The organism is Arenibacter sp. S6351L (assembly GCF_023016025.1).
GTDB classification, from domain to species: Bacteria; Bacteroidota; Bacteroidia; order Flavobacteriales; family Flavobacteriaceae; genus Arenibacter; species Arenibacter algicola_B.
In genome coordinates this window covers 143,569-156,431 of record NZ_JALKBB010000001.1, presented here as the reverse complement: position 1 = coordinate 156,431, position 12,863 = coordinate 143,569, and the positions used below count along the sequence as shown (strand labels likewise).

The 12,863-nt window shown below is 39.4% G+C and carries 10 protein-coding genes; all 10 read right to left on the bottom strand.

The window, feature by feature from the left end; all coding sequences use genetic code 11:
- Positions 1-37: 37 nt before the first annotated feature.
- Positions 38-1,237, bottom strand: a complete 1,200-nt coding sequence (locus MWU82_RS00620; RefSeq protein ID WP_215947640.1) for an ATPase — start codon at positions 1,235-1,237, stop codon at positions 38-40.
- A 176-nt stretch (positions 1,238-1,413) separates the two neighbouring features.
- Positions 1,414-2,910, bottom strand: coding sequence for a leucyl aminopeptidase family protein (locus MWU82_RS00615; protein ID WP_247094877.1), 1,497 nt, complete (start codon positions 2,908-2,910; stop codon positions 1,414-1,416).
- A 15-nt stretch (positions 2,911-2,925) separates the two neighbouring features.
- Positions 2,926-3,750 (bottom strand): alpha/beta hydrolase-fold protein, encoded by an 825-nt coding sequence (locus MWU82_RS00610; RefSeq protein WP_247094876.1) that lies wholly within the window; start codon positions 3,748-3,750, stop codon positions 2,926-2,928.
- Positions 3,751-4,222: 472 nt separating this feature from the next.
- On the bottom strand, positions 4,223-4,696 hold the full coding sequence (locus MWU82_RS00605) for a hypothetical protein (RefSeq protein WP_247094875.1): 474 nt from the start codon (positions 4,694-4,696) through the stop codon (positions 4,223-4,225).
- Positions 4,697-4,759: 63 nt separating this feature from the next.
- Positions 4,760-5,746 carry a carboxypeptidase-like regulatory domain-containing protein gene (locus tag MWU82_RS00600; RefSeq protein WP_247094874.1) on the bottom strand — a complete coding sequence of 329 codons (987 nt, stop codon included), beginning with the start codon at positions 5,744-5,746 and terminating at the stop codon, positions 4,760-4,762.
- Positions 5,747-6,013: 267 nt separating this feature from the next.
- A complete protein-coding gene (locus MWU82_RS00595; RefSeq protein WP_247094873.1) occupies positions 6,014-9,973 on the bottom strand; it encodes an ATP-binding protein in 3,960 nt (1,319 codons plus the stop codon).
- Positions 9,974-10,447: 474 nt separating this feature from the next.
- A complete protein-coding gene (locus MWU82_RS00590; RefSeq protein WP_215947634.1) occupies positions 10,448-11,380 on the bottom strand; it encodes a DUF3078 domain-containing protein in 933 nt (310 codons plus the stop codon).
- A 70-nt stretch (positions 11,381-11,450) separates the two neighbouring features.
- Positions 11,451-11,954 carry a DUF2480 family protein gene (locus MWU82_RS00585; protein WP_247094872.1) on the bottom strand — a complete coding sequence of 168 codons (504 nt, stop codon included), beginning with the start codon at positions 11,952-11,954 and terminating at the stop codon, positions 11,451-11,453.
- 80 nt (positions 11,955-12,034) lie between these two features.
- Positions 12,035-12,367, bottom strand: coding sequence for an SUF system Fe-S cluster assembly protein (locus tag MWU82_RS00580; protein ID WP_031446224.1), 333 nt, complete (start codon positions 12,365-12,367; stop codon positions 12,035-12,037).
- A 61-nt stretch (positions 12,368-12,428) separates the two neighbouring features.
- Positions 12,429-12,851, bottom strand: coding sequence for a SufE family protein (locus MWU82_RS00575; RefSeq protein WP_215947632.1), 423 nt, complete (start codon positions 12,849-12,851; stop codon positions 12,429-12,431).
- Positions 12,852-12,863: the final 12 nt, after the last annotated feature.

Genomic DNA, 12,863 nt, shown 5'->3' with positions numbered 1-12,863 from the left:
AAATTTTTCACCTCCTTAGAGCTCTTCCCAAGACATATTAGGTACTTGCGTGAAAGTCTATTTGGATACGTCTGGTATGCTCGTTTAGCAATTCCAGCACCCGTTCCTGACTCTCCGATTGTACAATATGGCCTATATGGTACTCCTTTTGTAATTGCCAGCATATTTCCTGATCTGTAAAACAGGAATAGTCAGGGTATTGAAAACGACATAAGGAAACCACAATACCCGCATATTGGTTTTTTACCGCAGGCAGCTTATAAGGTTTTCCCTTTGCCATGGCATCTTCGATCACTGCCCATTCTGCCCACAAATTAATTCCAGAAGCAAAGGACACCATTTCTGCCAAATGGGCCCCACCGACCCTTGAGGCCGTTTCTAAAAAATAAAACTTCCCAGTGTCCCGAGATTTAATATACTCGCTGTGCGAGGCGCTAAATCGCATCCCGAAGGCCTTCAGGACTTCTTCATTAATTTCCATTAAACCCAAGGCATCTGGAGAATCCATCTTAAGGGTAATGGATCTAAAGATACCGTGACCGTGCGCCACGTCCATAGGCGTACTTAAATATTGGGAAGCCTGTGTAAAAACAATCTTACCATCCACTGATAAAGAATCTACGTGATACACGTCGCCCGGAGCAAATTGCTCCAATAGGTACTCATGTCTACGATCGCCCAAAGACTCCAACACTGCCCATAGTTCTTCATTCGAGAATATTTTACGTATCCCCGTTGCAGAGGCTTCCGATCTCGGCTTAATTAACCATGGCGCAGCTACCCTTCTTGTATATTCGTCTATATCCCTATTGTTGAACAATGGGGTGAATGCCGGAACGGGAATATTGGACTCCGCCGCTTTCATTCTCATAGCCAATTTATCCCTAAAATACCTACCTGTGGTTTGTCCCATACCGGGAATTCTAAAATGTTCCCTTACCAAGGTGGCTTTCTCCACATCAAAATCGTCCAAGGCTACGATCCTGTCTATTTTTTGATTACGCATTAAAAAAGCGAGGCCAGAAATTAAATCGTCCATATTCCATACCCCTTCCCGCTTTTCCTGCATGTAGAAAATTTCATCAATAGATTCGCGAGGCCACTTTTTGTGTTCCAATCCCTTGGAGGTGACAAGTAACACCTTGTTGCCCAAAGCCTTACAAGATCTTAAAAAATCTTCTCCCTTAAAAAAACTGCTAATACACAAAAAGGTGGTTTGATCGGCTTTTCCTGTCATGGTCTTGAGGTATAACTTATTAGCTGTAAAATACCTATTAATCACCAATCAGCGTTAGAAACACTATAAAAAACTCTCAATTTGTTTTAAAAGGATTCTTGTCCTGATTATAACCCATTATTCCAGCAACCAAAACCCGAACAGGGTGTTGGGGGAATTTATGAGCCTATTTGAAACTATTTATCCAAACCGGCTATAAAATCGGTCAGCAGTCTAACCCCAAAAGCAGTTGCCGTTTTCTGGGTATAGAATTCCGCATCCCCAAAGGCCACCCCAGCAATGTCCAAGTGGGCCCATCTTGGATGTTTATCGGTAAAAAATTCTAAAAATTTAGCAGCACTTATAGCCCCGGCTATAGGCTTACCACTGTAATTTTTTACATCGGCAATATCGGATTTTATATCTCCCTCGTAGGAATCCCACAAAGGAAGTCGCCACAAACGTTCCCCGCACCCATCCCCCGCAGTTGTTAGTCCAAGGGCAAGGTCATCATTGTTCGTAAATAACCCGCCAGCTTCATAGCCCAAGGTTTGTACACAACTACCAGTAAGGGTAGCCACATCAATCATTACATCCGGACTATAGTTCTTATTTAGGTAGGCAATTCCGTCTGCCAATATTAAGCGTCCTTCTGCATCTGTATCAATAATCTCAATCGTTTTTTCTGCGTAAGACCCAATAACATCTCCCGGTTTTAAAGCTTTGGCATCAACACAGTTTTCTGTGGTGGGAATTACAGCAATAAGATGCACAGGCAATTTAAGTTTGGCCGTCAACTCAATCGTTCCAAGAACTGCTGCCGCTCCACCCATATCGCTTTTCATATAATGCATATTGGAAGAGCCTTTTATAGATAGTCCTCCTGTGTCAAAAGTAACACCTTTGCCCACCAAGCCCACTTTGGGCACTATTGAACCAATTGCATTTGGCTTATATTCCATTACAATAAACCTGGCAGGTGTTTCACTCCCTTGACCAACAGCCTTTAACGCAAATAATCCCAATTTCTCAATGGCCTTTTCATCGTGGACTTCCACCTTATAACCAAATTCCTTACCGGACAACACTGCTTCCTGACCCAATTTAATAGGGGTAAGCTTATTGCTAGGAGCGTTTACCAACCTTAATATCTTAAGCTGGGTTTCCGCGGTAGCCTTGCCCTTCACAGTTGCCCTTTCAACAATTTCTTCAAAACCTCCTGGTAAACAAAAGCCCAATTTTAATTGGTCAGATTCCCATTTCTGCGTTTTCGTTTCCGATGTTTGATACAAGCCTTTTTTATAAGTACCCAACATTAAGCCACTGACTACACCTTCGGCCAAAACAGGTATAAATTCAGGGTCAAAATTGCCGTTGCTAATATCAATACTCAAATTGGACGGCAATTTGGCAGCTTCGATTTGAAGGAAGCGTTTAAAAGCTTCTATTATCACTTTTAAGGTTGGTTTTGTTCCCAAACCCAAGCAGTATACCCTTTTTACACGTTTATGGCCAATGGGATAAAACAAGGAGACTTCCTTTTTTTCGCCCTTAATTTGTTCCAGTAACAGTGTCTTGGGGAGCTGTAGATCCTCAGCCAATGCAGTAATGCCCGTTTCTAAATTTTCGCCTTGTACAAACGGTACTATAAGGGTTTCCAAAAAAAGACTTCTATCCTTTGTAATGCTGATCATAAAACTGTTTTAAGTTTATTTTCTAAAATAAAGAAATTCTATGGCTGCCGGGAATTCTTGACTCCAAAACCATTCCTCATGTTTCCCTTGGGGATCAATATGCAATTCAATATTTACAATAGTGCCCTCTTTGTTCTTATCCTCTAGAACTTGTTTCAATCTTTTCACATTCCCCACCATATTCACACTTTCGGAACCACCGGCATATAAATAGATATCGGTTGGATAAGGTTGATGAAATGCTATAGCATCAAAATAAATTTTGGGGGTAATCCAGAGCGAAGGAGAAAAAATCATCAATTTACCAAACACTGAAGGATATCTTAGCCCAGCATATATACTAATTAGTCCGCCCATGGAACTTCCACCAACTCCAGTATTCTCCCTTTCTTTTAAGGTCCTAAAATTTTTATCAATATGAGGTTTTAGGGTTTCCACCAAAAACTTAAGGTACTTTTTGCCGTCCCCTTTACCCCATTTGGTTTCCTTAAAGGGAGAAAATTCCAATACCCTTTCCTCATCCGCATGGTCTATGGCCACTACAATAACTTCCCCCATTCCCTTTCTTGCCAATTCCGAAAGCTTTTCATCAATGGCCCAGTTCCCATAAGGTCCACCACCATCAAATAGATTTTGGCCATCATGTAAATACAATACTGGATAACTTTTTGAGCTGGCCCCATAGCTACCTGGCAGGAGTACCGATATTCTTCTTTTCCTATTTAACTGCGGAATTTCATAATCCTCAGCTATTACACGAATCTCAGGCCTATAGGAAATTTGATTCCCGCCTTGGCTTTCTTCGTCGTTGATATTTTGCTCCAACATGCTCTTTTCCATAATTTTACCCCAACAAATGCGGACAAAGATAATCTGTTTTGGAACAACAGTACCATCAAAGTAACCCTAATCTATTGGTCCACCCAACATTCTGTCTCTATGATCCTAACATCAAAGGCGAAATGGCTGATTCCAAATTAATTAATTGGCGAAAAAGAAGATGTAGAAAATAATTATTATGCTGTTTATCGAAGAAAGGATACCGTTGGTTTTTTTCACAACATAATGGAGTGTGTTCACAACAAAAATTAAGTAGAACTGCCCAATCCTCCTATCTTTACATTGTATTTAAGTGATAGTGTTTCACCCCAAATCAAACACAAAACTTAATTCGAAGTGCTTTTTCCCCAAATCAGCACTTAACCTTAAAGTAACGCTTTAAAATAATAAACCAAATTTTACTGAAAGACCTACTTAACTAAAAAATTGCCCCTCCAAAGAGGGGCTTTTTTATTTACATTTTTTTTATCCCCTAATTTGAAAAGGAATAGTTAACAGCCTCAAAGGTTTCCGAAATGGTCTGTTTACCGTCCGCTGATGCTATTTCGAGCATTAATTGATCCACTACTACGGTATTAGTGCCGGACGTAATAGAAATCATAACCGTTCTTGTACCCTTGCCAATAAGTAATGGAGATGACGTATAGCTATACTTGGGGGAAATGCTCCCGCCAGTATAGGGCTGAACCCATATTCTACCACCATTTGGATCGGCGATTTCGTAATCATAAATAATGATAACCTCTTCATCGAATTTTAAGGAAGCCGGTGTATTGGGTGTCTTACTTTTTATAGTCACCTTATTTATAGCAGCCACCGAGGCTCCATCATCACTTTTACTACAGCCCGACATGGCTATCAAGAAGGTCAAAATTACTACTATACCACAAAGATGGTTACTTGCATTTTCAAATATTCCGTTTAAAAGCTTACATCCTGTTTTCATGATTTCATTGTTTTAATAGTTACCTAACATTTTTGGGAACATTTTCTATTGCGAAGACTAATTCTACTGAAAATAAACCAGCATATGTACCATTTCCTCGGGATCGGGGACATGTCCACCTCCAAAGGTTTTTCCATTGATGTGGTATAACACGGGTATAACCAGTGCCGCTTCATCCGTTAGGATACAAGAACCGTGTTCCAAAGTAGCTTTAAGCATTCCGTTATCATCAGCAACGGCAATATTGCCCGTCCCCGTATCCGGACCTATAGGCGGATTATTGAAATTCACAAAATCGTTCATAAAATCGATTTGCTCACCTACAGATCTGGTTTTGTTAAGATAGGCCAACCAAAAGGTATAAGTGCCGTTGGGAATCATTCCCTCAAGATTTACCTCTACCTTAGATGAATTGCCATTACAGTGCACCACCAAATTCCCCTTCGCGGTTTGAAATTCTGATAGAGTGATCTGATGATCGTCCGGAGCCATTATTGGTGTGAGCAGACCAATGGGATCATCAAATATATTCGCTGCAAAAAGGGGCTCATTGGGATCTGTTGGGGTATTACCCTCCTTGTCAACAATTTCCTCCAGTAATTGAACGCTCCCAAAGTTTAGATGGGCAGTAACATGTGTGGGTTTAACGACAAAATCTACATTCGCCACTTGATGATACCGAAGATTAACCGAAATTGGAATGGCCGTTACCAATTCTGTGGATAAAGGAGGAATAATACTGACACTGTACTGGCCTAAATCCTTGGTTTCCCCAGAAAAATTGCCCTTCATATCAGTAACCATCTCTACTGTATCAGATCCATTGGTAAATGATACCTTAGTTTTGGGATATGGATTACCTAGTTCATCCTTTACAGTCCCCTTTATCTTGCCAGTGAGATCCACTGGAAAATCGGTATCAGATTTAATACAGCTAAGGGCCGTACAAGTTAAAATGATTACCAATATCAACTGTAAAATCCATATAGATTTTATCCATTTAACAATTTTTGTAAATACAAATGTCCCAAACGCTCTTGTTGTTTTCATAATAACAGTTTTAGAGTTAAACAAACTTGAGGGGGAATATTTCTTGTTCTATCCAAAGCTATTACAACCATTATTGGCTAACTAACATAAATGTTCCATATTCTAACAGCATAGTTCCAACCTATAATTGTTGCTTTAACTGAAAAGGAGACTTATAATCCGTTAAAAGAGCTTGTATTGTTAGTGAAGGGGACGAATTGTATTTCGATGGAAACACGGGAAGGTTATGAATACCAATACAAGACAATTATAAGCTGGCCAAAGCATTTAAAAGGCCGAAGGCGGAACACCATATAATCCTTTAAAACATTTGGCAAAATAAGAGAGGTTATTAAAGCCAACCATATAGGCTATCTGAGTAACACTATCCACTTTTTGTCGCAACAATTGGGCTGCCCTTTTCAACCTGAAGTTGCGCAGCAGTTCCCCAGGCGACTCATTGGTAAGGGCCTTAATTTTTCTATGCAATTGAGTCTTGCTCATGGCCAGCGCAACTTGCATTTCCAGAACTCCAAAATCCGGTTCTGAAAATTTATCCTCCAACAAAGCTAGGACCTCTTCCAAAAATTTTTGATCTACTGAAGTAACGGTTACTTTTTTAGGCTCTATCCCTATATCCTTATTACTAAAGAGCTCCCTAAGGTATTTGCGCTGCTCTATCAGATTCTTAATCCTCACCAAAAGTTCCTTTCCATCAAAGGGTTTCGTTAGGTAATCGTCTGCACCAATTACCAAACCTTCAATTTTGTTTTCGCTTCCGGCCTTTGCGGTAAGCATAATTACTGGTATATGACTGGTGTGCAAATCTGTCTTTAATTTTCGGCAAAGTTCAATACCATCCATCCGCGGCATCATCAGATCGGTAACAATCAAATCTGGAGGATCTTTTAGTGCACATTGCAATCCCGCTTCACCGTTAACCGCTTCAATTACCCTATAAGTCCCAATAAGCTGCCCTTTTATAAATTGTCTCATATCACTGTTATCCTCGACAAGCAAGATTCTTGGTAGATTCCTTTGATCGCCGGGGCATAGGTCATATACATTTGGCATATTTGGATAAATACCTTTAGCTTCCGCGGCCAATTCGACTTTCATTGACCTTGTTTTTATTTCCTGTAAGGGTATCAGGACTGTAAAGAAGGTTCCTTTATTTTCTTTACTGGAAACGGTAATAGTTCCCCCCATTAGGTCTATAAGATCTTTGGAAAGGGATAGTCCAATTCCAGAACCTTCCTTCTCCTTTGTGGCGCTGTTATCGACCTGATAAAATCGATCAAAAATAAATGGCAACCTTTCTTCTGGAATTCCTAAGCCGGTATCGGATACTTGTATTTGGAGATTATTTGAATAAAAATCTGCAACAAAGGATATTTCAGAACCGTTCTCAGAAAACTTAAAGGCATTTCCCAAAAGATTGTACACTATGTTTTCCAGTTTATCACGATCAAATGAAGCCCAAAGCATATTAGTTGGTATTCTTACTCTATAGTCGATACTGCGTTGAGCTGCATGAGAATTGAAGGACGAGACTACCGCCCTAAGACATTTAAAGACATCCCCTTCGGTAGGCGACAGTTTTAAACTCCCTTCGTCAATTTTTGACAGGTCCAATAGTTGGTTAACCATGTTCAGCAGGCGATTCGCATTCCTACGGATCATTCTTACCGTTTCCATACTTAATTTTTGGTCAAAATTCTGTTCCAACTGCTCTATAGGGCCTTTTATAAGGGTCAGTGGCGTACGGAATTCATGTGAAATATTGGCAAAGAATCGTGATTTAGCCTTGTCCAATTCCTGTAATTTTTCAGCTTGAACCTTTAATTGATTTGCTTGATGCCTAACTTCAGAAGTTCTAAGTGCAATGAGCTTTTCCAACGCTATGTTTTTAGCTTTTAATTGTCTAGATCGCAATTTTAGCATAGTCCATAAACATATTATAAATGCCAGCAAATAGATTAGATATGCCGCCCATGTCCGGTACCATGGAGGAAATATTTCAAAATAAAACGACCCAACGGAACTTAGACCGCCATAAATATCCTGTGCTCTTGCCTTAAAAAGATAATCACCTTCCCTAAGATTGGTATAATCCTTCTGTGTCTCAGTGGACCAATCGGACCATTTGTCCTCGAAACCTACGAGTTGATATTGGTATCTATTCTCCTCAGAACTCATTGCGGCAAATTCGAAACGAAGGCTCTTATTGGAATAAGGTAGTTGTGGTCTTAATGCCATATTACTACCCCCAAAAATAGCAGAATCCTGCCCTAAGGTTACTCGTCGTATATGAGTTTTGAATGGCAACTGAAAATCAAATGTGCTATTTAGGTCATACTTGGTTATTTCTTCCCCTCCCAGCCAAAGAACATTATCGGAATCCCAAAAAGCATTGAATTCCGTGGTACTTCTAAAACGCTCATCATAAATCCTCCTGACCGAGTAATGGCCTTGGCCATCAGCTGAAGCTGAAAATCGATATCGCCTACCTTCTACAGGATTGGCCTCCAAAATAATATGTTCACCCTTTTTCTGATAAGCCCTTGGATATACATAAATCGAATCCAGGCCAAACTTTTTCCCGTAATGTGCCTCAGGCAAAAATAATTCCGAATCAACATTCAATTTAAATAAAGGTCCACCCGCTCCATTGGAAGTTACCAATATTTCATTTTCAATTAAATACATATTAATGGGCCCTTCAGGGAGGCCGTCCTGATATCGATCAACCTTAATATCTTCCCAACTCAGTTCAGCCGGATAGACTGGATTGGGCAATGTAAGTTTAATAACCTTGTTCAAGGTAGTTCCGAGCCAAATAGCACCACTATTATCTTCATCAATAAACTTTATATCCTCTACAATTTGATCGATATCTATTTCCTTCTGCCATAGTCCGTTTATATTATATATGGTGGAAAGACCGTACATCTGGCCTACAAAAACCCGGTTGGGATCGCTTGTTGATTGATGTAATACCCGTGTTCCCGGCAAATATGCAATTTTGGAAACTACCTTGTTCGAAATTAAAAAAGTACCGTCTGCGGTACCAGCCAAAAGATCATCCCCAAGAGAAAGTAAAGAAAAACAACCTGTTCCTATTTCTTCTATTCTCTTAAATTCAAGAGAACGATTCTCCATATTCCTCCCTAGCTTAAAAAGTCCGTTATAGGTGCCAACGTACAATTCACCTTTATAACTTGTTATGGCAGAAACAGTGCCCTTCAAGCCCAGTCTTTTGTCAAAAAAACTATAAGGTAAATGAGGTTCAATTTTTGAAATTCCTGTTTGCAAAGCCAACCATAAGGCTTTACGACTGTCGACGACCAATCCATGGACTTGATTATTTAGAATTCCGTCGTCCGTTGTTATCGTCCTAATCCGTTTACCATCCTGACTCATTAGTATCACGCCTCCCTTTAGAGTCGAAAAGGCGTATATAGAATCGGGCATCTGCTGGCCTGCGTATAACAGATTCACATTGAGATAATGGTCTATCTCACTTTCCATCTTTAATACTTCCTTACCGGTATAGATAAATAGACCTCCTTCCCTTGTTGCAAAGAGCACCTGATTTCCTTTATAGGACAAAGCAACAATTACTTTTAAATCTTTAAAAACTCTACCCCCGGGAATGATGGCCAAGGAATCCCCTTGAAGTTTATATATTCCCTGATCCGTTATCCTAACATAGACTTGTCCATTTACTTGGAACTCTCTGTGTATTACCCCTGGATGTGGTATAATTTTCATTTTACCATCCTGCCAACTATAAATCTCGTCGTCGGACACAAATAATACTCGATCTTCATCTGGGAATATGCGCCAAACCGTGGCATTTAAAGGATGTGATTTAGGAATTTGTGCTTTTAAGGAACGATAGACAAGAAAACCCAAGGAGTCAGGTTCCAGATAACCCATTTCCCTATCTCCTCCAACCCACTTTGTATTGTTCCCATCAACCACCACGGCACGTACCGCGTTTAATCCCGGCGATGTAATAAATCTCCAAACAGCCCCGTCATACTCTAGAATCCCCTCTCCATTTGCAGCATAAATGAAACCCTCCTTATCCTGAGTAATAAACCAATTTTGATAATGCGCCTGATAATCCTCATGGCTATAATTTTTAACGGAGTAAAAACCCAATTCAAAATTATCCTCATTCTTTTGGGAAAGAAGTAGAGAGGTTAGAAGTAAACAAAGGGGGAGAATGAACGCTTTCATCTCCAAGGGTTTATACCTACAAGATATCCAATTTTGATGTAATTACAATCCCCCTAAGAGAAAATATCAATTTTTCCACGGCCCAAATACTCAAATCTTAGAAGTATAACAGCCCGATATTGAATTGCCAATGCAATTGATTCATTTCAACACAAATTAAATATCCTCCCTTTCGAATCCCGAAATTCCAGAATTAATTTTTCTAACCCCATTAACATAGTGATATGCCACATTATGCACTCCATTCACAACATATATTTATCCATTAACTTACTCCCCACTATATTAGCCTTATCGTTATTTGATTATGCATCTAAAAGCACATGATATGCACCTTCAGGTAACCCGAAAAAAAACACGCGAACTTTTTGAAAATTAAAATATATATCGCCTAACCAAAATTGACAAACCCTACTTTGCAAAAAAGGCCCTCTATGAGGGCCTTTTATTTTTTTTACCAATCAATATTGTCTTTTAGAACGAATAATTTAGACCGAACAGCCAATAGGTCTGTAAATCGTTGTCTATAGAATCGAAAGTAGGCGTAGGGTCACCCACATCAAGATTATCAATGGCATAGCTTAAGGCTTCCTGTCTGTTGTTTCTTAGACCAAATTCGAACCCTAGACCAATACCTTTCCATAAGGTATATCCAAAGGAGTTGGTCCAGGTCCAGTTGGAATAATCCGCACTCTTATAACTTTGAAACATGGACAAATTAGTCTTAAAGTTTACTTTGCCCAATTTCCTGGTATAGTCGGCCACAATTTTTGCACCCAAAGAAGATTCAAAAACAGTATCTCCAGTACTGAACACAAAGTTGTAGTTTAAGGGGTGAATAACCACCACCAAATCGGTAATAGGGGTCCAAGTTGCTCCAACCCCAATATCCAAATAACCAGGATCATTAAAATTATCTATAATCGTGGTCCTATATTCCCCCAAAGTAGATATAGCGAACTTATCACTCAATTTTTGGCCGTACAACGAAGTTATATTAAAGACATCTGTAGCGGACCGAAAGCTATCATCATCGGTATCAATATCCTTGTCATCAATTTTTACCCACCCAAGATTAATGTTCAATGAATTTCTCCAGAAAAACTTAGGTTGATTAAGATTGGCAAAGGCATTGGTAGTAATACCTATATTCCCTGCACTAGAATTTGGAGTGCCTTTGGAATACCAATTGTTAAATCCGGAAAGACTGGCACCAATGGTTCCAAAAGCGCCTTTTTTCCATCCGGGTATGGCATTTATTTTTCCTTGAATGGCGTCTACCCTTCCTTGTATTGCCGCAATGGAATCTTTTTTACTTGCCTTTTCCGCCTTTAACTCCTCCAAAGTCTGGGCAACAGTAATGTTCATAGCCAACAAAGCGACTATTGCTAGTACAATTTTCTTCATAATAATTAGTGTTTATTTATAGTGGTGCAAAAATAAGGAATGTTGGAAAAGGAGGGAACTATATCTATCGTTATTTTGCTTTGAACAAGGGTACCGAAGAACAGGCTTCCCCGTACATTACACTTTTGGCTACAGATTGAATTTTGGTCGTAGCCCACAAATAGGCATTAGCCGGAACAGGTTTGTTGGAACAGCCTTTGATGATCACTGGTTTGTCCACAAATTCGGACACATCCAGATTTTCTATTATAGACTGATAGAGTGAGGATTCCAACATCTCCAAATCCCCAATAATAATTTGCTTGGAATAAGGTTGTAGTTTGGTAGCAATAAGCATATACGCCCAACCAGGAATAATGGCCTCGGAAGAGCATGTTAATGCCACATATGCATCCTTGTATTTAGTCCAATCATGTTCCTCCAATTGTGCACGAAATTCCTTTTCACGCAGTATTAAGCCTTCGTACAACCAATCCTTAATATCCATAAGTATCCTTTCCCCTTTTGGGTATAAGTCCTCTAGATTAAAGGTCACCAGTTTACTTTGGGAGACACGATTTATAATTTCAGACATAAATTTTCGGTTTTACAATATCACATCCAATCGGCATAATAGATATTACAATAATTAATAAGTGTCACTGGAAGCCAAAACTATAGCATCCCTAGTTCCAATTTGGCTTCTTCACTCATTAATTCCTGGGTCCAAGGGGGATCAAAAGTAATTTCCACCTCAACATCTTTTAGCTCATCTATAGATTTTACCTTTTCCTCCACTTCCATTGGGAGCGACTCGGCAACCGGACAGTTAGGTGAGGTCAAGGTCATTAGAATTTTAACTTCATTGTCCTCATTGACGAAAACATCATAAATTAACCCTAATTCATAAATATCCACAGGTATTTCGGGGTCATAAATTGTTTTAAGTACCCTCACTATTTTTTCTCCCAATTCCTGGGTGTCTATAGTTTCTAGTTCTTCACTCATTGTTTTAAATATTTATGGCCTGCAAAAGGGGTTAGTGCAACAATCCTTGAGGCAGGACCAATTAATTTAATTGTGTTTGGTATGCCACAGCATACAATTTCAATTGTTTGATCATACTTACCAGGCCATTTGCCCTCGTAGGTGACAAATGCTCCTTTAATCCGATCTCATCTATAAAACTGGTATCTGCATCAATGATATCCTTAGGTTTTTGGTTACTAAAAGCCCTGATCAAAATAGCAATGATACCTTTTGTAATAATGGCATCGCTATCCGCAGTAAAAACTAATCTATCACCTTCCAGTTCTGCATGTACCCAAACCTTGCTCTGACAGCCCTTAATAATATTGTCGTCGGTCTTATACTGTTCCTTGATCATTGGCAGTGACTTTCCGAGCTCTATCATATACTCATAGCGCTGCATCCAATCCTCAAACATAGAGAATTCATCAACTATCTCTTCCTGTATTTCTTTTATACTCATATCAAAATTTTG

Coding starts and splice junctions, on each gene's coding strand:
- MWU82_RS00615 (WP_247094877.1), bottom strand. CDS start 2,910: ATGATCAGCATTACAAAGGATAGAAGTCTTTTTTTGGAAACCCTTATA.
- MWU82_RS00585 (WP_247094872.1), bottom strand. CDS start 11,954: ATGTCTGAAATTATAAATCGTGTCTCCCAAAGTAAACTGGTGACCTTT.
- MWU82_RS00595 (WP_247094873.1), bottom strand. CDS start 9,973: ATGAAAGCGTTCATTCTCCCCCTTTGTTTACTTCTAACCTCTCTACTT.
- MWU82_RS00575 (WP_215947632.1), bottom strand. CDS start 12,851: ATGAGTATAAAAGAAATACAGGAAGAGATAGTTGATGAATTCTCTATG.
- MWU82_RS00580 (WP_031446224.1), bottom strand. CDS start 12,367: ATGAGTGAAGAACTAGAAACTATAGACACCCAGGAATTGGGAGAAAAA.
- MWU82_RS00590 (WP_215947634.1), bottom strand. CDS start 11,380: ATGAAGAAAATTGTACTAGCAATAGTCGCTTTGTTGGCTATGAACATT.
- MWU82_RS00620 (WP_215947640.1), bottom strand. CDS start 1,237: ATGACAGGAAAAGCCGATCAAACCACCTTTTTGTGTATTAGCAGTTTT.
- MWU82_RS00610 (WP_247094876.1), bottom strand. CDS start 3,750: ATGGAAAAGAGCATGTTGGAGCAAAATATCAACGACGAAGAAAGCCAA.
- MWU82_RS00605 (WP_247094875.1), bottom strand. CDS start 4,696: ATGAAAACAGGATGTAAGCTTTTAAACGGAATATTTGAAAATGCAAGT.
- MWU82_RS00600 (WP_247094874.1), bottom strand. CDS start 5,746: ATGAAAACAACAAGAGCGTTTGGGACATTTGTATTTACAAAAATTGTT.